The sequence below is a fragment of the uncultured Aquimarina sp. genome (genome assembly GCF_947492405.1).
Classification (GTDB): Bacteria; Bacteroidota; Bacteroidia; order Flavobacteriales; family Flavobacteriaceae; genus Aquimarina.
In genome coordinates this window covers 295,930-319,868 of sequence record NZ_CANLMP010000004.1, presented here as the reverse complement: position 1 = coordinate 319,868, position 23,939 = coordinate 295,930, and the positions used below count along the sequence as shown (strand labels likewise).

General features: G+C 29.9%; 38 protein-coding genes. All 38 read left to right on the top strand.

From position 1 onward, the window contains the following. Positions 1-22 precede the first annotated feature (22 nt). The gene (locus Q0829_RS16060; RefSeq protein WP_298544984.1) at positions 23-511 is read left to right on the top strand and encodes a hypothetical protein; all 489 of its coding nucleotides are present in this window, start codon (positions 23-25) and stop codon (positions 509-511) included. Positions 512-567: 56 nt separating this feature from the next. Next, on the top strand, positions 568-1,020 hold the full coding sequence (locus tag Q0829_RS16055; RefSeq protein WP_298544982.1) for a hypothetical protein: 453 nt from the start codon (positions 568-570) through the stop codon (positions 1,018-1,020). Positions 1,021-1,066: 46 nt separating this feature from the next. Then, the gene (locus tag Q0829_RS16050; protein ID WP_298544980.1) at positions 1,067-1,420 is read left to right on the top strand and encodes a hypothetical protein; all 354 of its coding nucleotides are present in this window, start codon (positions 1,067-1,069) and stop codon (positions 1,418-1,420) included. Positions 1,421-1,473: 53 nt separating this feature from the next. Then, positions 1,474-1,761, top strand: a complete 288-nt coding sequence (locus Q0829_RS16045; RefSeq protein ID WP_298544978.1) for a hypothetical protein — start codon at positions 1,474-1,476, stop codon at positions 1,759-1,761. Between the two features lie 93 nt (positions 1,762-1,854). Further along, positions 1,855-1,986, top strand: coding sequence for a hypothetical protein (locus tag Q0829_RS16040; RefSeq protein ID WP_298544976.1), 132 nt, complete (start codon positions 1,855-1,857; stop codon positions 1,984-1,986). Between the two features lie 117 nt (positions 1,987-2,103). Next, a complete protein-coding gene (locus Q0829_RS16035) occupies positions 2,104-3,915 on the top strand; it encodes a leucine-rich repeat domain-containing protein (RefSeq protein ID WP_298544975.1) in 1,812 nt (603 codons plus the stop codon). Positions 3,916-3,938: 23 nt separating this feature from the next. Beyond that, positions 3,939-4,199 carry a hypothetical protein gene (locus Q0829_RS16030; protein WP_298544974.1) on the top strand — a complete coding sequence of 87 codons (261 nt, stop codon included), beginning with the start codon at positions 3,939-3,941 and terminating at the stop codon, positions 4,197-4,199. Between the two features lie 5 nt (positions 4,200-4,204). Further along, the gene (locus Q0829_RS16025; protein WP_298544973.1) at positions 4,205-6,262 is read left to right on the top strand and encodes a leucine-rich repeat domain-containing protein; all 2,058 of its coding nucleotides are present in this window, start codon (positions 4,205-4,207) and stop codon (positions 6,260-6,262) included. A 41-nt stretch (positions 6,263-6,303) separates the two neighbouring features. Then, positions 6,304-6,507, top strand: a complete 204-nt coding sequence (locus tag Q0829_RS16020) for a hypothetical protein (RefSeq protein ID WP_298544972.1) — start codon at positions 6,304-6,306, stop codon at positions 6,505-6,507. A gap of 88 nt (positions 6,508-6,595) precedes the next feature. Further along, the gene (locus tag Q0829_RS16015; protein WP_298544971.1) at positions 6,596-7,393 is read left to right on the top strand and encodes a hypothetical protein; all 798 of its coding nucleotides are present in this window, start codon (positions 6,596-6,598) and stop codon (positions 7,391-7,393) included. A 5-nt stretch (positions 7,394-7,398) separates the two neighbouring features. Then, the gene (locus Q0829_RS16010; protein ID WP_298544970.1) at positions 7,399-7,878 is read left to right on the top strand and encodes an imm68 putative immunity domain-containing protein; all 480 of its coding nucleotides are present in this window, start codon (positions 7,399-7,401) and stop codon (positions 7,876-7,878) included. A gap of 7 nt (positions 7,879-7,885) precedes the next feature. Beyond that, entirely contained in the window at positions 7,886-8,314 is a 429-nt protein-coding gene (locus tag Q0829_RS16005; RefSeq protein ID WP_298544969.1) for a hypothetical protein, read from the top strand. A gap of 11 nt (positions 8,315-8,325) precedes the next feature. Next, entirely contained in the window at positions 8,326-9,015 is a 690-nt protein-coding gene (locus Q0829_RS16000; protein WP_298544968.1) for a hypothetical protein, read from the top strand. A gap of 93 nt (positions 9,016-9,108) precedes the next feature. Further along, positions 9,109-9,531: a hypothetical protein gene (locus tag Q0829_RS15995; RefSeq protein WP_298544967.1), complete on the top strand. Its 423-nt coding sequence runs from the start codon at positions 9,109-9,111 to the stop codon at positions 9,529-9,531. A 2-nt stretch (positions 9,532-9,533) separates the two neighbouring features. Further along, positions 9,534-10,130, top strand: a complete 597-nt coding sequence (locus tag Q0829_RS15990; RefSeq protein WP_298544966.1) for a DUF6714 family protein — start codon at positions 9,534-9,536, stop codon at positions 10,128-10,130. 2 nt (positions 10,131-10,132) lie between these two features. Further along, the gene (locus tag Q0829_RS15985) at positions 10,133-10,414 is read left to right on the top strand and encodes a hypothetical protein (protein ID WP_298544963.1); all 282 of its coding nucleotides are present in this window, start codon (positions 10,133-10,135) and stop codon (positions 10,412-10,414) included. Between the two features lie 2 nt (positions 10,415-10,416). Continuing rightward, positions 10,417-11,451 carry a hypothetical protein gene (locus tag Q0829_RS15980; RefSeq protein WP_298544961.1) on the top strand — a complete coding sequence of 345 codons (1,035 nt, stop codon included), beginning with the start codon at positions 10,417-10,419 and terminating at the stop codon, positions 11,449-11,451. Between the two features lie 10 nt (positions 11,452-11,461). Further along, entirely contained in the window at positions 11,462-11,689 is a 228-nt protein-coding gene (locus Q0829_RS15975; RefSeq protein ID WP_298544959.1) for a hypothetical protein, read from the top strand. A 48-nt stretch (positions 11,690-11,737) separates the two neighbouring features. Continuing rightward, entirely contained in the window at positions 11,738-12,280 is a 543-nt protein-coding gene (locus Q0829_RS15970; RefSeq protein ID WP_298544958.1) for a hypothetical protein, read from the top strand. Positions 12,281-12,299: 19 nt separating this feature from the next. Beyond that, complete coding sequence (locus Q0829_RS15965) at positions 12,300-12,611, top strand: hypothetical protein (RefSeq protein ID WP_298544955.1); 312 nt, start codon at positions 12,300-12,302, stop codon at positions 12,609-12,611. 11 nt (positions 12,612-12,622) lie between these two features. Then, positions 12,623-13,324: a hypothetical protein gene (locus Q0829_RS15960; RefSeq protein ID WP_298544952.1), complete on the top strand. Its 702-nt coding sequence runs from the start codon at positions 12,623-12,625 to the stop codon at positions 13,322-13,324. A gap of 23 nt (positions 13,325-13,347) precedes the next feature. Beyond that, the gene (locus Q0829_RS15955; protein ID WP_298544950.1) at positions 13,348-13,800 is read left to right on the top strand and encodes a hypothetical protein; all 453 of its coding nucleotides are present in this window, start codon (positions 13,348-13,350) and stop codon (positions 13,798-13,800) included. Positions 13,801-13,837: 37 nt separating this feature from the next. Next, positions 13,838-14,143, top strand: coding sequence for a hypothetical protein (locus Q0829_RS15950; RefSeq protein WP_298544948.1), 306 nt, complete (start codon positions 13,838-13,840; stop codon positions 14,141-14,143). Positions 14,144-14,211: 68 nt separating this feature from the next. Beyond that, positions 14,212-14,604 (top strand): hypothetical protein, encoded by a 393-nt coding sequence (locus Q0829_RS15945; RefSeq protein ID WP_298544945.1) that lies wholly within the window; start codon positions 14,212-14,214, stop codon positions 14,602-14,604. A gap of 3 nt (positions 14,605-14,607) precedes the next feature. After that, entirely contained in the window at positions 14,608-15,234 is a 627-nt protein-coding gene (locus Q0829_RS15940) for a hypothetical protein (RefSeq protein ID WP_298544942.1), read from the top strand. A 36-nt stretch (positions 15,235-15,270) separates the two neighbouring features. Then, positions 15,271-15,723, top strand: coding sequence for a DUF6210 family protein (locus Q0829_RS15935; RefSeq protein WP_298544939.1), 453 nt, complete (start codon positions 15,271-15,273; stop codon positions 15,721-15,723). Between the two features lie 107 nt (positions 15,724-15,830). Beyond that, on the top strand, positions 15,831-16,187 hold the full coding sequence (locus tag Q0829_RS15930; protein WP_298544937.1) for a hypothetical protein: 357 nt from the start codon (positions 15,831-15,833) through the stop codon (positions 16,185-16,187). Between the two features lie 5 nt (positions 16,188-16,192). Further along, a complete protein-coding gene (locus Q0829_RS15925) occupies positions 16,193-16,582 on the top strand; it encodes a hypothetical protein (protein ID WP_298544933.1) in 390 nt (129 codons plus the stop codon). Next, on the top strand, positions 16,579-17,085 hold the full coding sequence (locus tag Q0829_RS15920) for a DUF6678 family protein (RefSeq protein ID WP_298544932.1): 507 nt from the start codon (positions 16,579-16,581) through the stop codon (positions 17,083-17,085). Before Q0829_RS15925 ends, Q0829_RS15920 begins: the two co-directional genes overlap by 4 nt. 9 nt (positions 17,086-17,094) lie before the next feature. Further along, positions 17,095-17,598 carry a hypothetical protein gene (locus Q0829_RS15915; RefSeq protein ID WP_298544928.1) on the top strand — a complete coding sequence of 168 codons (504 nt, stop codon included), beginning with the start codon at positions 17,095-17,097 and terminating at the stop codon, positions 17,596-17,598. Between the two features lie 7 nt (positions 17,599-17,605). Next, the gene (locus Q0829_RS15910; RefSeq protein ID WP_298544925.1) at positions 17,606-18,133 is read left to right on the top strand and encodes a DUF4303 domain-containing protein; all 528 of its coding nucleotides are present in this window, start codon (positions 17,606-17,608) and stop codon (positions 18,131-18,133) included. Positions 18,134-18,147: 14 nt separating this feature from the next. After that, on the top strand, positions 18,148-18,708 hold the full coding sequence (locus tag Q0829_RS15905; RefSeq protein WP_298544923.1) for a hypothetical protein: 561 nt from the start codon (positions 18,148-18,150) through the stop codon (positions 18,706-18,708). A 6-nt stretch (positions 18,709-18,714) separates the two neighbouring features. Next, complete coding sequence (locus Q0829_RS15900; protein ID WP_298544920.1) at positions 18,715-19,413, top strand: DUF6304 family protein; 699 nt, start codon at positions 18,715-18,717, stop codon at positions 19,411-19,413. A gap of 2 nt (positions 19,414-19,415) precedes the next feature. Continuing rightward, positions 19,416-20,402: a hypothetical protein gene (locus Q0829_RS15895; protein ID WP_298544918.1), complete on the top strand. Its 987-nt coding sequence runs from the start codon at positions 19,416-19,418 to the stop codon at positions 20,400-20,402. A gap of 46 nt (positions 20,403-20,448) precedes the next feature. Continuing rightward, positions 20,449-20,940: a hypothetical protein gene (locus Q0829_RS15890; RefSeq protein ID WP_298544914.1), complete on the top strand. Its 492-nt coding sequence runs from the start codon at positions 20,449-20,451 to the stop codon at positions 20,938-20,940. Between the two features lie 184 nt (positions 20,941-21,124). After that, a complete protein-coding gene (locus Q0829_RS15885) occupies positions 21,125-21,262 on the top strand; it encodes a hypothetical protein (protein WP_298544911.1) in 138 nt (45 codons plus the stop codon). A 184-nt stretch (positions 21,263-21,446) separates the two neighbouring features. After that, positions 21,447-22,517 carry an AraC family transcriptional regulator gene (locus tag Q0829_RS15880; protein WP_298544909.1) on the top strand — a complete coding sequence of 357 codons (1,071 nt, stop codon included), beginning with the start codon at positions 21,447-21,449 and terminating at the stop codon, positions 22,515-22,517. A gap of 271 nt (positions 22,518-22,788) precedes the next feature. Next, entirely contained in the window at positions 22,789-23,937 is a 1,149-nt protein-coding gene (locus tag Q0829_RS15875) for an NAD-dependent epimerase/dehydratase family protein (protein WP_298544906.1), read from the top strand. The last annotated feature ends 2 nt before the right edge of the window (positions 23,938-23,939 follow it).

Here is a 23,939-nt window from a genome sequence, read left to right as displayed (position 1 = left end):
ACGTTAGACCCAATAAACACGAATGAAAAATCATTTTGAGATAAGAGAAGTAAAAAAGGAGGATAAAAAAATAAGTTTCGACTTTTTTATAGACGGGAAAGCACTAACCGAATGGTTACATATTGGTCGTTTTGATTTGGCTTATTCTGATTTTGATTTAGATATATTGGAAGTTGATACATCTAAGTTTCCAAATTATGATAGAACAAAAATTAACAAAAATACTGTTGCTCAGTTTTTAGGAAATAAACAGCCGTCTAATCAATTCGCAACAAACCGAATTGTATTGTATAGATGTCATTGTGGTAGTGATTATTGTGGTGTTATTTCATTTATTTTAGATAAACAAGATGATTTGATAACCTGGAAGGAGATCACCTATGAGAATGATGATTTTGAATATGATAAAGAGATTGAAAACAGAGGAATACAACCAATAAAGGAACTGAGATTTTCCAGAAGGGAATATGAATTGGAGTTTGAAAACTATTTAGAAAAATACTGTAACTGACATAGTATAAATAATAGTGGTTTAAGGTATAAAATGAACGTAAAATATAAAATGTTATGACTAAAAAAATAGTATTAAATCTTACGATACTGACTATTACAATCTTGTTTTTTAGCTCTCATGGAAAAGCTCAAGAAATGAAAAATATGTATAAGACTGAACTAGAAAACGGAGCTTGGATAACTGACAATATATTAGGGTTAGATCCTAACATTAAACAATACAATTTAACAAAGTTTATTGAAAGAAAATTTGCTGGTAATTTGACTAGTTTTGGAGATGAAATGGTTTTTAATAGTAGTTATGTTGCACCTTGCGGGAATGATAATTTTACAACAGTAATCGGGAAATATGAATTCCTTGACAAAGAAAAAATTATCATTTCAGTTGATACTGTTTCGTATTCTGGTGAATGGAAAAAACCAACGGAGCACCGGAAACCAAAAAAGATAATTTTTTTAATCTCTAAAGTCGATGAGACAATAGTTTTTACAAAACAAAATGAGTAGAAAAACTAAAACGAACCAATAACTTAACCAATCGATCAAATGATACATGGCCTATACAATTAAAAAATCTGAAATTATTGACTATTCACCAGAATCTTTAAGGGATTTCGAATTGTTGATGTATGAATACATAGACAATCTGCATTTTACGTTAAACCCCAGAGAGTGTTTGAAAAATGCTGATGAATATATTGCGATTGCCAAAGAAAGGTTTCTAAAATCTGGTTGGGCAGGAGATGGCAATATCGAATTAATCTGGGTGCCGCCTTTTATGCTAAAAGATCAGGATGGCAAGACTTTATATTGGAAAAAAACGAAAGGAATTGTTGTCTGGCATGTGAAACAAGAAAGTGATGGGATTTCTTGGTTATTAATTCCAAGTGAATTAAAACTGACCTAAGAAAACCCATCTCCAAACGTAGATAACCATATTAAATAATGAAAATTAAATCAATGAATCTACTAGAAAAAACTATCAATAATTTAGGACTCATAAGAACCATACATCATAACGAGCAAGTATATAAACTGATTTGTTTGATACGTACAGAAGACAGACGTCCTTTTCAGGCAGATTGGTATAAAGGAAAAGAATCTTATCTAGTAGCAGTAGACGAAAACGGACATTTTTTCCTTAGACATTCTGGAGGCTATGTTTTTAAGTTAGATCCAAATACCAAAAAAGAAGAACAGATTGCTAAAAGTGAAAATGAATTTATCAATATAATAGTGTGGGATTAAAGGACTAACCCGATTGAAGGAATATGAAATATTTTGAAGAAACACTATTTCAAGATTGAATTATAAAAGTAATGGTACTTATCTAAAACCAATATGGAAGATCAAATACTACAAATAGAAGAATTACTAGGTGTAACACTAGAAAAGTACGATTACAAAAAAGAAGATCAAGTGAATACATATAATACTTGGTCAAACAGTCCAAACATAAGAGAACTTATATGAGAAAATGTAACTATTAAAAACATCCATGTTTTATTACCATTTTCTATGTACCTACACACCTTAAAATTAATTAACTGTACCATTGGTAGTATTTGCAGTCTATATAACTTCGAAAACTTGGGAAACTTAACATTAAACAATGTTACCATTACTAATGTTGAGGAGTTAACTATCGAAAACAAAAGTTGTAATACTGCCTATAATGGAAATTTAATGCACGTAAACTTGGAAAACATGAACATTAAGCATTTAGGTGTTTTACAACCTATGGCTAAAAATTTGGATCATGTGTTTATTACCAATTGTACCATTCATAATTTTTATGAGGTGAATTTGTTTCCCAAACTCTATGATTTACGACTTGATGGTGTAGTTATCAAACAATCTGATGAGGATGTAATTTATGAGGCAGATTCTGAAAGAAATTTCACGTGGTTATCTCTTTTCAACATGGAGTTCGAGGATATTGATTATTTTATTCCAATATCAAAAGGTTTGCATGGGATTACACTCAATGGTTGTACTATTGGTAGTATCAGAAAATTAACTGAATTTGCTGGTTTACAAGAATTTGAAATAGATGCCTCAACCGTAATTAATGATGTAGCATTAGAAAAAGAAAATATAGCATTATTTCGGCTTAAAGAGTGTATCATTTCGACAAACGAAGATGATGTAAAAGCAATAGATTTTGATATACAAAAATTAGCTGCTATAGCTACTAGTATAGAAACAATCACTTTTAAAAACGATGCGATATCTAATCTATCATATCTTACAAATTTTGAAGTATTGACAGCACTAAAATTCGATCGAGTTACAGCAAGATTACGTCACTTTTTGCCTGTAGCAGCACAAATTAGTTCTTTAGATTTTTCAGAATCGACGATTAAAAATAGATCCGAAATACAGCACTTTAAAAACCTGGAAGTATTAAAAATTGATGCCAATACCTCAAAAGAAAGTTTCAAAGATTTTAAAACATTACTTCCCTTAAAAAATCAATTAAAGAAATTCGATTTCTGGGAGTTTTCTGATTGCAGTATTAAAAACTTAGAATTCATTGAACAGTTTACAGCATTAGAGTCTGTTTTTATTCTATATGCTTCAAAAAAAGTAGCTCAACGTGTTTTCTCGTTACCTAGTTTAAAAAAGTTATCGATCAATATCCGAGCAAAAAAAACACAAACATTTAATCTAAAAACTCTTAAGAATATAGAAGAACTCTATATAGAAAACGATAGTTCAGTAACCCTAAAAGGGCTTGAAAACCTTCAGCATTTAAGAGTATTAAGCCTAAAAGATTCTTGTAATGCAAAAGGAATCCATGAAATTAAAAAACTTCGGTATTTAAAGATAAATGAAGCAATAAATATAAGTGAGTTACCAGCAATAAATACACTTACAAAATTAGAAATCGATGTTACAGAAGCATATGAAGTTTCAGGATTATCACGGTTTATCAACCTTAAAGAACTTTCAATAAAAGGGACTAACAAAATCACCTTAGGGCATTTGCCTAATTTAAAAGTGCTGGATATTTCCAACATATTTCCAAAAGAAATTGATTTTTTAGATGATTTACCCAACTTAGAAAAATTGTCTTTAGAAAATAACTGCCTAACCGAGGTAAAAGGGGTAGATAAACTCATCAATCTGAAAATGTTGAATATTTCAGAAAACACAATTCAAAACATAGAGGGTTTAGCAAACTTAAAAAACTTAGCGTATTTAAATCTATACGAAAATAAAATCTCTGATATCACTATATTAAATGAACTACCAAATTTAAAACAGGTAAATATTGCAGGCAATCTTATTGAAAAACCAAAAGCTTTAAAACAATTAAATATTCCTGAAATCGCAGTTTTTTATGGATTACCTAAAGTGCCTTTTTGGATATGGGAAGATCAGGATTTTGAATTGTAATAGCTGTATAAAACAATAGATAAATGAAATTAGAAGAAATAAAAAAAGAAGCAAAGCGATGCAAGTGTGGTGATATACCATCATTATCATCAAAAATCACAGAACTAAAAAACAAAGGCGTTTCATTTTTGGGTTGTGTAGCATTTGTTCAGGTGAACCAGAAAATTTCATTAAAAGAAGCGCAAGAATTAACCCTACAGCTACAAGCATATTCCAAAGATGAAAAGAGAAGGATTGAAGAGGGAATTGATATAATGTTAAGTGATTTTAAGGAAGAAGAATAGATAGGATGGACAAACTTAAAAACATAGAAAAAGCACTCCATATAAAGTTTGAAAAACATGAGTATGGTAAAGAGCAAACCAATACCTATGAATATTTTGAACATTATAAGAGAATAACTTCATTAACCCTTCAAAATATAAGCATTGACAATCTGGATCTCTTTCTACATTTGGTCAAAGAAGTGTCTAGGTTAACCTTTATCAATTGTACGATTAAGGATATTAGTGACTTGATTAAGTTTGAAATCCTACGTGAACTTACTTTAGATAAGGTAGCTATTGGAAATATAGATGAGTTGTATACTAATAAAAGTTGTACAACTGCTTACGATGGTAATTTAAAGCATATCAACCTTAAAAATATGACCATTGACCATTTAGCAGTATTGCAGCCTATGGCAAAAAAAATCGATCATATTTTTATTACAAATTGTACGATTCATAATTTTTATGAAGTTAATCTATTTCCAAAACTATATGATTTAAGATTAAATGGCGTGACCATTAAGCAATCTGAAAATGATATCATTCATACTGCAAAACAGGATAGGAATTTTATACGGATTTGTTTGCGGGATATGACATTTGATACTATAGATCTGTTTTTACCAATATCAGATAATGTAGAACATATTATCCTAAATGGATGTACAATAGATACGATTAAGCACATTCATCAATTTTCTAAGCTAAAGCGTTTAGAGATTGATTCAGGTACTGTTATAAAAGATCAACAACTTTCTCAAGATAAATCAAGCACATTTACCATAAGTTATTGTTCCTTAGGAGAAGAAAGATCTTATCCAAAAGCAAAAGTCAACTTGCAAAACTTAGCGTCTATAGCTCATTATATCAAAAGCTTAGAATTTCATCAATACGTACCTGATGACATGACGTTTTTACAACACTTTACCCAGCTCGAAAAATTAGATTTTCAGTATAGTAATGTTACCATTAGTAATTTTATACCCATAGCGCCTCAAATAAAGGAATTGTATTTCAGTCAATCAGAATTAAAAGAATCGGCACAACTAAAAGCGTTTACACAATTAGAAAAAATTACATTTTACACCAATCCGCACGAAAAAGGATTGATAGATTTAAAAAAACTCTTACCATTAAAACATCAACTTATAAAATTGAAAGTAAATGAAGATGAGGTAAAAAACGTTTCCTGCATCAAAGAATTTACGGTATTAGAATCTCTGGACTTAACAGTAACTTCTATTGCCGAAACAAAAAGTATTTTAGCTTTTAAAACCCTTAAACGATTACGATTATTCATTGATATTGAACCCGAACCAGAAGATATTATAGCTATAGATGTAAGTACTATAACGAACATAGAGACTCTAGAACTTTGGTGTTATTTTTCTATCGAACTTATAGGTATAGAACATCTTCAAAAGTTAAAAAACTTTACACTTTATGGAAATTTAAAAAACACAAGATTAGATACCTTACAGAACCTAAAGTACTTACGATTAGATGAAGATACTGATATAAACGAAATACATTCTATAAAATCTTTAAAAACACTAGTGCTAGAAACATCAAAAGAATCTAAAATTGATGCTTTAGAGCAATTCCCTAATTTAGAGAATTTAAATATTACTGGTACTGCAAATATTGATATAGGAAAACTTAATAAACTCAAGATTTTGAGAATACAAGGAGAGTCCAATTTAACAAATACAACTTGTTTTGATAATGTACCAAATCTTGAAAAATTGGATCTGGGCTGCTGTAATATAGCTGAAGTTAAAAACCTGGAAAAGCTTACCAATTTAAAAGTATTAGATCTTTCAGAAAATGGAACTATAGAAAATATAGACGGATTAAAAAACCTTAAAAAATTAGAACAACTTAACTTATATAGTAATAAAATTTCTGATATCAGTGTGTTAAACACACTCCCTAATTTAAAAGAAGTCAATTTAGCAGATAACGGTTTAGAAAAAAAAGAATACCTATCCCAACTAAAAAAACCAGAAATAGCTATTTTTTATGGGTTGCCTTTTGTACCCTTTAGGATATGGAAAGACCGCTATTTTGAATTGTAAAAATGAAATAATTGAAGGTATTTATCTTTTAGGATACTATTATGAAATATGAACTTAATAAAGGAGATTTTGTAAAAATTGGTAACGATACAGGAGTAATCGTTTTTCTTGTAGGAGAAAAAGATACACCTGCAGAACATTTAGGGATTTGGTTTGGAGAAACAAACGAAAAAGGAAAACCTAAATATAGAACAGTGCCGATAGATTATTGCAAGAAATTAAATTCAATAGATGTTTATCATTGAATTCATTGATAAAATGATATTAACTCTTAAGATCAATAAAACTAATAATGGAAAAAATAATAGGTAAAACACTTACAGTCCATAAACAATGATAGAATTAGATGAATTACATATTTGGAGAAAATTAAGTAGTCCATATAGAAACTCAGAAGTAATACCATCACTCATTCAGGAACTTTCAAAAAGTTTGAATAAAAAAATTGCAGATGAATTAATATGGGAACATATTTATCACCAAGGATCAGTATACGAAAATACACTTGCCACCGTACCTCATGTATTAATGATAATTGAAGAGTCTGATGATATCGAATTTAATATTGATGTATTAGCTTCTCTAGGAGTCGTTTTAATTTACCTAGACAATATATCAGAGTTAGAGCAAATATTTGAAGAGGATCATCTTAATGAAAAAGAAAAAAATAGAATTCAGATAGCATTTATGGATTCGATAGAAAAGTTTAGAAACCTTGTAAATAAGTATTCGCACAATACTGAAATTTTGAATGAAGACTCCAAAAGATTTTATTTAATCGCATTTTTAGTCTCCATAAAAAGACATAAAGAAGCTGAAATATTTAAAACCTTTAATATCAATGACGAATATATTTTTGTATGCCCTACTTGCGAAGAAGAAACTTTTTTATGGAATGAAGAGAATGTTTTAAACGCGTATAGCAGCGATCCTACTACAAATAAAAACCAGGAAAAATTAAGAATTGATGTAAATACATCTAATATCAATCTGGATTGGCTAGAAAAACCAATTGACATAATGAATATCAATTCGCTAAAACCATTAATCCCATATTTTAAAGGAGATATAAATTGCCATAGTTGTAATAAAAAACATAACGTATTTAAAGGAATAATGAATAGTATATAAAAACTATGATAGAAAATTGGAAAGACACTGCATTCGGCTCTGATTTTGGAGGGGATTTTTTAGAGCTAGTAGAAAACATAACTAGTGATACGCTCACTATGGATTTGATATATACGCATAGCGATGTAAAAAAGTATATTGATAATCCTGATCTACTTCATGAAAGAACAGACAACAATGTGAGGTTTACAAATTCAAAATTCGAACAGTATATTCATTTCGAAGATTTGATTATTGCACTTTCAGCAATAATTGTCGAAGCTGGAATACATGGACAAGTAGATTTAACCAAAGCGTATGGTAATAAAGTATTGAAATTTCAAATGAATAAAGAGGAAATAACACCAGTATATGAGGCTTTACAAACAATATACAATACTCCTGATAGCTATGTTATGTTTGAAATGTGTATGAAAGAAGAACGAGAAGAAACACTTAAGGATATAAAGGATATCTTATCAAGATTTGAAAAATTAGTAAACTAAAATGAGTATGAATTTTGAAATTATTGGAGAAAAAAGCACTGCGAATATTGATTTGATAAAGAATATGCTCAATTTTCCAATACCAAAATCATACTTGGAGTTTATCAAACATTATGGATATGGAATCATTTCAGAAAATGTTGAATACCTGAACATAATAACACCAGATAAAAATTTCTTTGAAAATAATTTTAAAGAAGATATTGATTTATGGGAATGGAAAGATGATTCGCAAAAAGATAAAATACATAATAGCATATTAATTGCCCATACATTTGATGGACAACATGTGTATTGCACTCCATCTTCTTTTTTGATACTTCCTAGATTCGAAATACCAATCGAATTTGATACTTTTAACCAAGTAATACAATATTATATAAACAACTATAATATGATTAATACAATTAAATATAAAACGCATAAGGGATATTGAATTCATGAAAAATGAATAGAAGTGTAAAACAAATAGCAGAAAAAATTATTGGAAGACATCTTTTTTTAGAAGAAGGAATGAAGCAATCAAGTATTTTCGAACAAGAAAAACGATTGAATATCAAAATCCCAGCTACGCTCAAAGAACTGTACCTTACCTTAGGAAATAATGCATTATTTACAGATGGTTTTCATCATTTTGCTGAAGTTGCAGCACTATTTGTGAAAGATAATAAGTTGGTGTTTCTTCAAGAAAATCAATCTGTAGTGTATTGGGCTGTTGATTTAACAGATTCAAAAACAGTGTATCAAACTTCCGATCAAAATTTTGATGAAACTGTTGAATGGTATAGTGAAGAACTAAGTTTAGATCAATTTATTGAAATGATCTTATATGTTCAATGTGTCATGTCTGATGAAAGTTTTCATGCGAAGGCAAAAAGTGGATTTCAATATTTTGCATCACTGGACATTAGTGAATACCATAGTAATGAAAAATCTAAGAATTTTATAGATACCTTAGAAAATGATTATAAAGAAATAATACGTGGTAATGGATTGAGAATCTATTGGGATCCTGAAACAATACTCATGTATTTTCTCAATAAAGAAAACCAAATAAGTGATATGATATTGACGTGTACAAAAGATGAAGCAGTACTTGATAAAATGATTGATGCATATGGATTTAATCAATTATAATACAAATATAAACTACCACGCTACGAATATTGGTTGACTATAGGATGCTAAGATTAAGTGATGTACTATTGATGGAGGCATTTGCAAACTATAATGAATATTAGAGATCGATATACGGAAATAATCAATGGAATGGAGTCTGAGGACAGACTTGTTCAATGGAACACCATGGTTACATGGTGTAGACTATGGATTGAGGAACAGCATAAAGAATTGAAACCTCTTCTTAAATTGATCGAAAAGTGTAAAGAAATTGGTTTTTGGGAACGATACTACCCAAGTCAATCTCAAAATGCCTTGGGGCTTTCGTTAGGAAAAAATTATCAGGAAAGATATGATTTACCAATGGTGTATATTAGTTATCATACCATGGATGATAATTTCGGGATACAATACCAAAAAGGACAAGGAGGCAAAACCACAAGAATAGCATGTGGGAGTGAGGTATCCAATAGTAATTTTCAAGAAATAGAACTTTGGTTGAATGACAAAAGTAATAATAGTAGGAAACTATAAAAATGACTAAAAAAGAAGCATTAATTAAAAAAATAAATGAAGCTTTTAAAAATGTAACACTCGGAGATGGAATAGGCCTTTGGGAAGCACAAGGGCACGATGATAGATTGACCGTTAGTGAATGCAGAAAACTAAGAGCTAAAGATGAAAAAGAAGATTGGATAGACATTCCATTAATTCATTTGTATCAATGTAGTAGTTCGTTATCATTTTTTGATGCCAAAGGAATGCATTTCCATTTACCAATACTATTGCTGTTTGCGATTGGTTTTTTTAAAAAAGAAGAGAAAAAATTATTAGAAAAAGGGCTTCTAAAAGGATGCACAGAACCTCATATCGAATTTCATTTAATGGAAATATTGAGTAATAACGAAAGTGCTAAAAAATATTATAAAGAACGCTATTCTTTATTGACTATAGAACAACTGCAGTGTATCAGAGATTTTTTTGAATATAAAAAGAATCTATTAGAAACTTACTATAAAAGTAATGAGGCCAGAGAACTTGGTTTATTACCCGCAGCTGTTGCATATGACACCGACTATATACAATTGCAAAAAGCAATAGTATGTTGGACAGATGAATTTCAAATCAAATAAAAATGAACGAATCTAAAATATATATCGATTTTAATGAAATGATAGCATGCGATTTAATACTGTTAGCAAAAACTGATTTCAAAAAAGACGCTAATGGTACTACAATTGAACTAAAAGAAGGTATGAAGATCAAAGTATATATGGATGATGAAGATGAATTTGGAAAACCAGATAATTTAATTGCACACGGAACAGTAGAACCAAACAACAGTGGCGCATTTAAAACCTGTAAATGGAATATACGAATTGATAAAAACGGCATTCGTCACGAATCAGAGTTATAAGTATGAATCGTTTGATAATACATAGAACAAATTTTGTAATTGCGTTACTATTGCTTTTTAAATTCAATAGCAATGCACAGGGTAGCAATATCGTATACTATGAAAATAATAAGATTGCCGTAAAACATCAAAACGACTCTATTTATTTTTATAACAGTTTAGGAGCAATAAGAAAGATAATTAGTCTTAAAAATAACAAATCGACTCCTTTTGGATTGCCGCAGGAGGTTCAAGAAATTATCTACAATGGAGAAATTCCAGAGAAGGTGGAAATTTCAGGAGAAACATTCCCTACCTATCTATATAAAAAACGATATACTGATGCGGGAATTGTACTTTGCTCTGAACGTATTTACTATAATAAATTAGGGTTAAAAACAGGATATGAAGAAATCTGTCCTGACGATACAGGTGGTTCTGACTATCATTTTGGAGGAAAAAACATATATAAATACAATCAATATGGGTTGTTAATAGAAAAAGAAGGTGTTATATATAATTACAACAATTACGGGCAATTAATCCAAAAAAAGAATAGAAATATATCTTCTAAAAAAGTATATCGAGACGCTAAATATAAATATAACCAAGGTAAATTGTTCGAATGTACTATAGACATAATAAATTCAAATCCAGAATATAATAAGACACTAAAGCTAAAATATAAGTATAACAATAAAGGTTTGTTGTCCGAAATTATAAAAAATAGTAGAAAAAAAATTGTAATCGAATATAATAATGATAATAATGTTACTAAAGTAAGTGAGGTTAAAAATTGGAGAGATAAAAAGTACGAACACACATATCTAACCTACTATTATGACACCAAAAAAAGAATTGAAAGAATTCAAATTGACCATCAATATAGCTACTCTGATCAAGATCTGCGTTTTATGTATGATGAAGATGAGAATTTAGTACAAAAGATTTTGAATGGAAAAATAATTGAGAGCTTCGGTTATGATGATAAAGGAACCTTAATTTACATAGGAAGTAATGAAAGATGGGGTGAGGATAAAGTTTTAGTTAAGTATTAAATAATTTACGATGAAATATATACACTACATTATACTAACAATATTAGGATGTGTTACCACTTTCTTTATTTGGATGTATATTCAAAGAGCAAATCTTGATTATAATACTGAAGGTACATTTTTATCTATAGAAGATGGAGTAGTTTATACCGAACAAGCAAAAGAAGTTTATGGAATTCTTGCACTTTGCGGGCTGATTTCGACAGTAGTGTTTTTTTATAAATTTATAAGGAAATGATTAGTACAAAAGAAATCGCAGAAGAATAAAAATGTTTTTGAGATTAACATGAATAAATTACATATAATTTTTACAATATTCTTTGCATTGACCCTACAGGCTCAAACTACTAGTAATGAAAATAGAATGCTACATACTATTTTTAAGGTTATTAATGCCAAGTCACATACTGAGATACCTCTTGCCATTATAGAAATTAGTGTCGGAAATAAAAAAATTGGTGAAGTTCAAACAGATTTTGACGGACTAAGTCCTTGGAATATATGCTCTAAAAAAATGGGAGGTAATAAAATTAAGATCAAAGTATTAGGAATGAATTATAAACCATTTGAAGAAACGTATTCCCTTAAAAAAGACACGATACTTGCCATTAAACTCGAGTCTGAAACAATAAAATTTAAGAATCGAGGAGAATGGGAAACCTTTATAAGAAAAGAATTAGGGATTCCCTTCTGCGGAACAGGTTTAGAAATAGATACCGAAATAGAAGCTATGGAAAATGGAATGTACCAACATTGTGACGGTCGTATGAAAAGATTCAATGATATCCCTGTAAACGAATTGTACCAATGGGAAAAAGTAGCAAAGTAATTAAATAAAGAGAAGGTACATGACCATAGAAGAAGCCAAAAAATTGATACACAAAGAGTATACTTCTGATACAGGATTAGATCTACTTTTTAGGATGAGTGCAGATGTGGAAGAAGAACGAATAACAGCTTTTTTAGAAGCATTAAAATCTATAGAACAATATTATGCAGACAAAAAAACTATAGAAAAAAAGTTAGTGTACCAACTCTTTAGTATGAACCAAACGCTAAGAGCTAGTATGGGTCATTGGAAAGCAAGTAGACCAGAAGGATTAGATACCGATACCTGTTTTAAAATTTTTGACGGGATACGTAGTGTTTTTTCAAAATAAAGAATGTAAAAATGAAGTATAACCTAGCCACTATTTTCGAGAAAATTACAAAAGCATCTATGTATGATGAAGATTGTAGTTTTACAATGAATGAATTATGGAAATGGGTAGTTTTTGATTCCGAAAATATGGAGCTAAATGATTCGCTGACGATACATGAACCTTCAGGGATCGCTATTAAAGGAAGAGAAACAGTATTAGACAAAACGACTTGTATAGAAGGAGAATATTTTCTTTTTGATTTTATTGGTCATGCACCTTCGTATAGGCTGAACACCTTAGAAAATCCTCAAGATATAGTCAATGTAGTGTTGTCAAAATCAGGTATTTTTAATTCATTCACAACTATACAAATTCCTATTGTCAAAGGTGAAGTTTGTAATCTGAACGAGATCATAGCATTGATTTATAAAGAAGAATTAGAAGAAGAACTAATCTATCAGGAATTGATAAACGATTTTCAAAAAATACTACAAACAACGATAAACGACGATACATTTTATAGTGCTTCAAAAGAAGCTGGAAATTGCATTGTTAAATATAAAAACAAAGGAATATCTCAACAACAGGCTTATAATACCATATATGCAATTAAGCTAGTATATAGAGCTTTGGGAATTGATCATTTGGATGATTTTATCGATGAGATTTTAGATTATATATGTGGTTATATAGGAAACAAAGAACTGTGGATTTGGGATAAAAAGTTGTAAGAAGATTAGTATAGAAAAGTGAAATGATAACAGTTGGATCCATAACAAGAGAAGAAGCGACAGCTATTTTTCCGTTTTTACAAGAAAAATACAGAGGAAGAAGAAAAGAAATAAAAGAATATACACATAAGTATCCAGAATTTGTGTTTTGGATATATCCAGATGGTAAATTATTTGATGCCAAAGAAGCTCATAAAAAAAATACACCAAAAGGCTTTGACTATATTCTGCAGGATGAACCCAATTATGGTGGGTTTTTACGAGGTAGATTAGCCAGGCAATTCGAAGAACAAATTATCGTAATTTATTGTGAACCTGAAGTATTACATCTGAATAATGAAAAAATAGAACAATTTTTAACCGGAATCAAAGAAATCCCATTGCCAGTAGCTGATACAACATTAGTCATTTCTGATAATGGAGATATATACGGTACCATAACCGATATAGAAGAACGATTAGAAATTACAGATTGAGAATTTGGGAATAATCCTAAAACAAAAATAGAACCTTATGGCGTTAGATTTTCACAGATTTGATAGCAACGAACATGTATTTGGTTTAGATGACAAACAATATGCTCATCTAGAAAACCTGTTTGTAGAATTTAAGCAAAAAACAGGAATCTATATTGACCCATATAGAGATTCAAGACTATCTATGGATCATCAAAAAACAATGCTAAAAATAATAGATGCTTGGATTGATGTAGCAGATCTTAACAAAGATAAGCGAAAGACAGTAACCGTTATCTGGTTTAAAACATGGATGGGTTATTTTTCTAATAAAAGTATGGATATAAAGATATTAGGAGATTGAATCACTTCAGTAATAAAAAAACGGAAAAACTATATAAAAAACAGTAAACACCAAAGAAATTTTCATCTATGAATAAAAACAACAACCGCAAAACTTTCATAATAACTTTGATCATTGTTTTAATAGGATCTCTTGGTTTTAATCTATACCTATGGAATGAAAAACGATTATATAAAGCAGAAGTCATAAAGAAAAACAAAGCCATTACGGAGATTCGTAATGTGATAAAAATTGTTACACAAACACATAATTCTATTGAAGCTGTTGAAGTCGCTCTAAAAAAAGATTTTAATATTAATTCGGGGATTATGCATGATAAAATGGATGACACATATTCTTTGGTTGTTACCCCTAAAGATTGGAATCAAATTGATCATCAGGAAATATGGACATTTATGGGTTTACAAATTGTTTTTGATAAACAGAAAAAGTTTCAACAAATTGATTTTTATAAACCGTAAATAGTGAAAGAAAAAGAAGCACTTCAAAAAATAAAAACACTAAGAGAAAAGTTGTCCATTCCTCTAGACGTTGCAATGCAATTGATGAAGGAAAATAATGGAGATATAGTAATGTGCGAACAAGAATTTCATAGAAACAACATCAATACTATTTGTAGACTAGCTGAATGCGATGAAATAGTAGCAGAGAAGTATTATCAAATCTGCAATTTTGATATCCAGAAATCCATTAAAAAGATTCACCAACAATTATTTTTTCTTACGACCACCCCAAAAGAAACTATTGATAAAATAGGATTCATACTATGGGCAGAAAATGAAAATCTAGATACATATGTAACTTCAAGAGACAGAAGCCTGTTTATTCAGACAAAAGATTTTGACTTTGTTATGGATGTTTTTAAATCCGTTTTTCCAATTAAAGACCAAAAAGGAGATATAATTGATAATCATTTTAGTACGACCAGTAGTAACTTTTTTGATAATAAAACCAGTCGAATTATTGTAAACAGAATAGCAAAAATCAAAACCAAAGATGCTGATGTAGAATCTTTTTTGAGAGATCTAATCAAATGGTTTAATATCCAACTAAGGTATGCAGATACTATAGTTGTTTATGGAAATTTATAAAGATCGTATGCAATAATAAAAAATAGAATTTTAAAAATGAATAAACCTTTAGTTGCAATATGGGATACCGTAGGTTTGGGAATTATTATAGAATTTCCAACAGGAGTTTTGATAACGAATCAAACAGGAGGAACTACCTGTTTACATCCTGAAATTGAAGGCGTTTATGTACCATTAGCAAATGATTATAAAGAAGCAACCAAAGAATTTTTAAGCCCAGAAATTGCGCTAATAGATTATTTTGAAAGTGCAAAATATAAAGGAAGTGGTGCTATAAAAGGTATTGATCTAGAGGATGTAGCCGTCATAAATGAAATACTTGCACAGTTTAGTTTACATAAAATGATAACTATAGATCTAGAAAAATTGCAAGAATCTCATGAAGCCTGGATTTATATAGAAATTAGTCAAGATAGTGATCTAGGAATACTTAAAGGGTTTTCTGAAGATCCTTTAAAAGGAGTATTAACCTGGTCTAATAGTGATTAATACCAGTTATTGTTTGAATTTATTGGAAAAGAAAATGGAGATTTTTTTATTTCAATGAAGAAGAAAAATCAAGCATAGCTGGGCTACTGTTTATTTTTATCCTGAAATTGAGGCACAAAAAGGAACATTTTATTACGGTAAATTCTAATGATAAATGGTATAAAATGGGTTTTGAATATAAAATTATAGCAAATTTTACAGAGAAAGAGATTTCAGAGATTAAACGTGTATTAGAAACAAGTAAAGATTTTGATAAAAAATACGAGTTCAATACAAAAGTATTTTGGGATTTTAGACAACTTGATAACAAAGGTAAGATGCCAAATATTAGTATCTGTTTCGAAAACGATGGAATTTACGTTTGTAGGTATGATGGAAGTTATTTGTGGAAAAATCTAATTCCTTTAAAAAATTATATAGAAAGCAAAAAAAATAAATACACAATACTTGACTATCAGGAATAGCAAATATGATGAAGCAATTAAAAATAGATAATATAAGTCTCTCTGATTTCGGAATTAAAGAAATGTCACTTGGAGAAAATTATGATGAAATAAATATTGTTTCAGATGGTTCCATTAGAATTAGTGATTTAGAAAGGTATAATGAAACACGAATAACAATAAAAAAATGGGAAAAATTGTGTGTTAGTAAATACATAACAAAAGACCCATCTACGGATGGGTATTATGTGAAAATAGATTGGATGAATAGTATGGAAACATTTGACTGTATTCAAGAAATTCTTCTTAATGAAGAAACAACACTAGTATTAAATGGATTTAGTAAAGAAAGCGATGGTTGGTTGACTTATAAATTTTTCGAGTTTGAATATGAAATAACAATAGCATCAAAGTGAAAAACCAAGACAAATACAATTTATATACTTCCAGTCATCTAAAAGATATGACTGTATTCGAACAATACAAATACCTTACAGAAAATGACCAAGATATTGTAAAGCTCAAGCAACAAATAAGAGGCATTGCAATGCGTAAAAAACTATCATCTGTAATGAATGATACCAAATGGCTCGAGTTACAACAAGGAATAGAGAATTTACCTTTTCCTCCAGCCTATAATGAAAAATTGGTACAATGGGATAAGGCTACATTTAGTTTTAAAGATATAGAAAAAGAGCCTGCCTATTTTGGAGATTGGTCTAGTTATTGGGAAGAAGGACTTCCTATATTTTTTACGATCGAATGGCTTGAGATACGACCTAAGCATAGAAAAAGCGAAGGGCGTTTAGTTCCGCCAAAAATAGTAGATGAGACGGAAGAAGTAATTAGTTTACTTAAAAAACTAAACATACCTTTTGAAGAAGAAAATGGAACTGTAATTATATATGGTTATAAATAGAATGTTTACATGAAGTTAAAAATACCTATTGAAATAGACCTGTTAGAGTTTTTTAAAACAGGAAAGTTTGATTATCTAAAACTAGGACAAACCAAAGAATGGATTATAAATAATTTTCCGGATCCAGATTGTTATAGTCCAGATTTTTTAACTGAAGAAGTCAATATTTGGACGTATGGAGGAATTGAACTTTTTTTTGAAAATAAAAAACTCTATTTAATATATTCTGATCATTGGTATGAAGGAAAGTTAGAAAGCAGTAATCAAATAAAACTAGACAAATGGATCTTTGAAGATATAGACAAGCTAAATCTGAAATTTGTAGTAACAGCATTAAACACTCATAACATTGATTACAAGAAAAAAACAGATAAGCTAGGTGTTCTTTTAAGACTGAATAGTGGAATCGAATTAACTTTTGAAAATATAAATGATGTTGAGGATATAGATACAAACGACTTTCATCTAAGTTCGTTTGGATTAGTAGCCGAAAACCCAAACCGATGGAAATAGTAAAAACATGGATTTTAATACTTTAAAACAACAAATAAAAAAGGTCACTAAAAAGGCATTTATAGAAAATGTTGCTAAATATGGAAAAGACATCTGTGCCTTCGCTTTAGTTAGTGATGATGGCGCTATGACTGTTGTTCCATACACCAATACCAAAACGCATTTACAAAAAATGCAAAAAGAAGATCCGGTCTACAAAGAAGTATATGAGTTTGAACCTGCAGAATGGGATACATCAGATGGAGCAAATGATGAGATTGATGAAATTTGTGACATCCTAAGTCAACAAGCTTTAAACGAAAATATAGACTTTGTAACCTTTAAGAAACAGGTATTCGAAAACTGTGTTCAAGTATTAGAAGAATTACAAAAAGATAACTTTTTTAAGGATAGTTTAACGAAGGATATTTTGGTACTTTTTAGTATTTCGGATACAAGTGAATCTGAAGAAAATTTGATAAAATGGGCAAAACAGGTCAATCCCAATGAGAATGGAGAGCGTTATGAAGCCTATCAGAATAAAGTATGGGAATAAAAAATAGATAAAAAATGATAAAATTTACCGAATGTCTAAATGATACCTGGGATTATTTCTTTTTAACTGATCCTGCAAACTTATTATTGTTTAAACAAGAAAACGATTTGTCAGATGATATAATGAATGAATTTACAACCAATGAAAGTGCCGAATTAGCAATAGAAAAAGGGGTCATAATTCCTATGAGCAACATTAAAAATCAACCATATACCATTTTTTTTAACACAACTAATCAAACTTCTATATTTAAGGAAGACAAGGGTTTACTATTGTTCGAAAAAACAGGGTATATCTTAAAAGTTATCAATAATGAAGTTTGTTTACTAACCGTTCCTTACTTAAAGAATTGGACAGAGGCGGGTAGTATTAGTCATTTAAAAGAAGCAGTTAAAACTGGCGTTAGACAAAAGATTGTACTAGAAAATGGTTGTTATGCGATCACCATTTTAGGAGGATTTACTTTAGAAAATGACATTGAAGAAGCTACGTTCGAGTTTCAGTTTACATTAGTATCAATGGGAACAAAAAGTAACATAGATAACATTGGTTTTCCATATTTAATAGAAAAGTAAATACCTATGCGAAAATACTTAGCAACATATCAAGACCAAAGAGGAACAGAAGAGGTTGTCATAAAATCTGATGGTAGTGATATGTATTTTACCCTAAGAGGGATTGATTTTGAAGGACAAGATTTTGAAATGTTGGGAGCAGAAGAGATTGATGATTCTAAATTCGATTATGAAATGTTTCAGGATGGGTCAGGAGATTTAACCAACTTTACGTTAGCAGTAACAATTCCTATTTTACTTTTTGATTCGATCAAAAAAAATAAATTTACAGCACCACTAATAGTACATGTAGAAGTTGGTGAAACTACAACTATTAAAGGTTTAGATAGCGAACTTACTTGCTTGATGTTAACTACATCCTTTGGAGAATTTACTGTTGAAAAGAAATTAGAATGGATGGAAGATGCATTGATAGCCATACAAAATCAATTACCAGAACATATCTATTTAAATACTTGTTTGAGTTGCAAGTACTCCAACTATCACCCTGTTGGAAATGGCATGTTTGGTGGGTTATGCTGTTTCAAAAATTACAAAGCAGCGATAAGACAAATGAACAATAAGTATGATTTAATGAATTCATGGACAGAAGAGAGAGTAAAAAATAAGAGTCTGTTTTTTGTACAAGAAACCTTTGATTGCCAAGAGCATCAACTACCTACAAAAGAGGATTGGTTTTATAAGGATTGGAGAAAAACAATATAGAAATGGAAGAAAAAGAAAAGGTGATACATACTTTGTTTTATAAGGAGATTAACGCCTTATTACGTGATCAGTTTTCGGTAATACAACAAAACATAACACCACAATATGAACAACTTTTAAAAGAAAGAGAATTTCCATATCCATTACCCATAATTTGTCAATTTGAATATGCCAGCTGGGGAAGAAATAAACAATGGCGATTAGAGTTGGATTTTGATGAGTATCAATGGTCTGATAAAACCGTAAAACCTCATTTTCTAAATGCATTAGTATTTATAGAAGTAGGAACAGAATGGATTCATTTTAAATACCAACTCTGTAGTTCTTTTAATGATTCTTTAGAACCAAAAGAAACTGAGAAAATAGAAATTAAAAGGCTTAATGAAACTGAATTTGTCGATAAAAAAATAGACGAAGTACAATTGTTTTTAGATAACTTACCTAAGAGATTTATTCAAGAAACAGAAAAAATAAACTTTAATGAATTAGAATATATGGAGGAAGATGTAGTAATGAACAAAAAAATTCAAGATAAATGGAAAGAAGGATTTGTTATTGGCTTTGACTGTATTGCATACGGAGACGGTTACGTCATTATGGGGAATACGTATTGCGTGGAAAATAGCGAGACAAAAGAAGTAAAAAGACACTGGTTTCCATTATGTGATACAACACTTTCTGGCATTGAAAGGCATAATGAAGATATTTGGACCGAGATAGATATATTTCATGGCTCTTTTAAATATAAAGACAAAACTATTGTATTTGGAGATGGTGCTATGGGTAACGAAGGATATGTAGCCTCTCTTAATGAAGATAAAACCTTAGATTGGAGTATTTTCTTTACATTTTCTAATCCTATACACAAAGCCGAAGTAAAAAATGAACATTTAATTTGTTACGGGGATACAGGTGCAATTATTGATATAGATTTAAACAATATTACCAAAATAAAAGTCATCCAACTAAACGATTGGGCAGAATACTAAAACAACTATATTCTGAACTAAGAGTGCATGTAAAATAATGTATTAAATGATGTCAAAGATTATTGAAAACTATGAGAATAAATTAAATCTTGCAAAAGCTAGACTTAAAAAAGCAAGTCTAGCGATTAGAACATCAAATACGGGAAAAGAGTGGCAGGAGTTTAATGAAGCTTCTCATAATCTTCTCATTTGCGAACGTCAACTCGCTGCTTCAAAAAATACAGAATATGCCGATATTATTGACTTTCCGGAAACTTGGGATGTAGGAGCCCCGTTACCTCATTTATTTATGAATGATCATAAAACATATTTGCTGTTTTATGTAAAATCAGTTGACCCAAACTGGGATGGAACGTATACTACTATGGTGGATACTACACGTGATAACATTGTCTCTTTGGCTTTAGTAGAATTTGAACATTGTACGTCTGCTAAATTGGGCGCTCCAAATGATGAGGTATTCGAAGGACATCCGCTATATGAAAAAGGTCTTGAACTCTATGCGCCTCTAAAAATTATGAATTCGAACTGGATATAAAAAAATCAGAAAATTGGAAAAACACTAAGCATTTCTTTTTTTGCTTTCACGATATTACTTTTGAATGTATTGCACATTCTTTTGAAGTTGAATTATACCAAACTAGGTTTAAAAAATTACTAAGCATAGTATTTGAGAAATTAACAAACTAAAATATAAGTGAAATAACGTTTCATATAAAAAAATGAACTATACCTTACTATCTGTTTTACAACAATTATCTACTATTCACTTTAAAGAAATAGGAGCTAAGTTCACAATCAAAGACTTTGCGCGAACGGCTAAGTTTAGAAATAATTCTATTGAAATAGATAAAGATTAGCCCGTAAATTAAGAAGAAAGTTATTCATTAAATAGGTTACAAAAACGGACTGCAGAAATTCTCTCATCCATTGATTTAGTATAGGGTAATTTCTTGGCAATAGCTCATTTATTCAACTCCTCATTAAAAAAGTCAAATTATTACTACTTTAGCAAAGCATTTTAATACTTTAAAAGTTCATTAAATGTCCACTTCAGTAGCTATAGTTTCAGGAATTGGTGCAATTCAAAGTATATTATTTGCCCTATTAATTTTTATAAAAAAAGAGAGAAACAAATCAGATTGGATATTGATGATATGGTTTCTTGTATTCTCAATTCATTTATCGTTAAAACTAAGTATTGGGTTTTATGAAGTTACCGTGATAGATATTTTAATCATGACCATTAGTTTCTTACATGGTCCGTTTTTTTTATTCTATTCAAATTCAATTCTTGGAGCGCATTTTACGAAAAAGAGTCTTTTACATTTCGTCCCATTTTTATTCTTTTTTATAGGATGTTTTTATGTAGAAGATATTCACGAACCTAATTGGGAAGTGATACTTCTTATTGTGAAATTAATTTCATTGATTTTTTATCCTTCCTTTATATTGTATCATTTCAAGAGTAAAATTAGATTTTTGAAATCCAAGACTTCTAACAGTGCGGTTTTAGAATATTTTTGGATTAAGACCGCCGCTATTATTTTCTTAGTCAGTATGGGGATTAGTATGATACGACTTGTTACAGAGTTGAGCGTAGGTGTGTCATATTTTGAATTTGTAGATGTACTTCGGTATACTATTTTAGTAATGATAATTGGTTTTTATGGATTGAAGTATGGAACGATTTACAAACCAGAAGAAGTATCTGATAATCTAAGTCCAAATAAGGGGAAATATAAGCACAGTCCATTAAAGACTAATGAAATTAATAACATTCGTCGCCTTATCAATCAATATTTTAAGGAAGATAAATCATATTTAAATCCTGATTTTTCTTTGACAATGTTATCCAGATCAATAGATATTCGTAAACATCATTTATCTCAGGTAATAAATTCTGAAATGAAAACTACTTTTTATGATTTGGTCAATACTAAAAGAATTGAATACGCTACTCATAAAATTAGAGAAGGGGAAAGCTCTTATTTAACAATGGAAGGCTTAGGGTATGATTGTGGATTTAATTCCAAGTCAGTGTTTTTTTATCATTTTAAAAAACAAACCGGAAAAACGCCTGGGCAGTATAAGAAAGAAATGAGTACGAATTAATTAATACCTTCTAATACATCATTTAAAACTTCAATATTTGTTTGACAGCAATAAATAATATTACTGTTAATAGAAACTCGATATTTTCTTTTTTGAAAATTATGTCTAAATATTTACCTAAGAAATATCTAAGGGATTCAAAAATATCGGATAGATAAACGTATACGCGATAGTATTGTTTATTCTTAATTACATAAAGTAAAAAGAGAAGCTAATAACGATTATAGAATTTAAGAACTCATTAAAATAACCCCTTCAATATTAAAAGTAAATGAATAAAAGAGAATTTATTAAAACATTTGCGGCAGCTTCTGCATTAACCTTGGTTAATCCAATAGAGGTCTTGGCGGGCAAAACAATTAGTAGTATAAATAAAAATGTACTCATACTAGGTGGAAGAGGTTTTATAGGTCCTAGCATAGTGCAGGTTTTTTTAAAGGCTGGTTATAACGTGACTTTATTAAATAGAGGAAAAACTAATCCGACACTTTTTAATAACCTACCTATTATTATATGTGATCGAGAAAAAGAAGATAAGAAGGAACTCAAGAATATTGATAGAAAGTACAGAGAATCCCATTGGGATATCGTTGTAGATACATGGCAAAAATCACCAAAAGCAGTTGCAGATTTTCTTGATGAATTTAAAGGGCGTATCGGCCATTATCATTATATATCAACAGTTTCTGTATATGATAAATGGGATAAGAAATTTATTGAAGAAACAGAACCTTTAAATCCACTCCCTAAATTTCCTAAAACAATACAGGAGGATTTTAGATATGCTATAAGAAAAACTTTTGCAGAAGAAGCTATACGCGAAAGAATGGATAACTATACCATATATAGATCTCATGGGATGAAAGATTTTAGGACTACCAGACCAAATGACCCAAGTGCTCAACCTTTTTGGCCTGTGAGATTTTATAGAGGAGGAGAGATACTTTTGCCAAATGTGCAAGATCATCATATTCAGGTAACAGATGTTCAAAGTCTGTCCAATTTCATTTTGCATTGTTCTAGGACTAAAACTTATGGAGAGTATAATGTAGCTTATCATTCAACACCGTTTAAAGATTTTGTGTCAAGCCTTATTTTAGCTACCGATATGCCAAAAAAATTACATTGGATTGATGGGGAGTTCTTAATAGAAAATGAATTATTGCCCTATAAAATAGTCCCTCTGTGGAAACCCAAACCGGCAGGGTCGTATTATTTTAATGTTCAAAAAGCTATTGGAGCTGGTTTGATTAACAGGTCTATGGTGGATATGATAACTGATCAATTAAATGGGTACAAAAGTAGATATCCAAATGATGATGTTAGATTTGGGGAGGTCATAGATGGGAATAAAATTAAGTATTATTCTATTGATAAGGAGAAGTCAGTCATTGATAAATGGATTGCCAGACAAAAGTGATA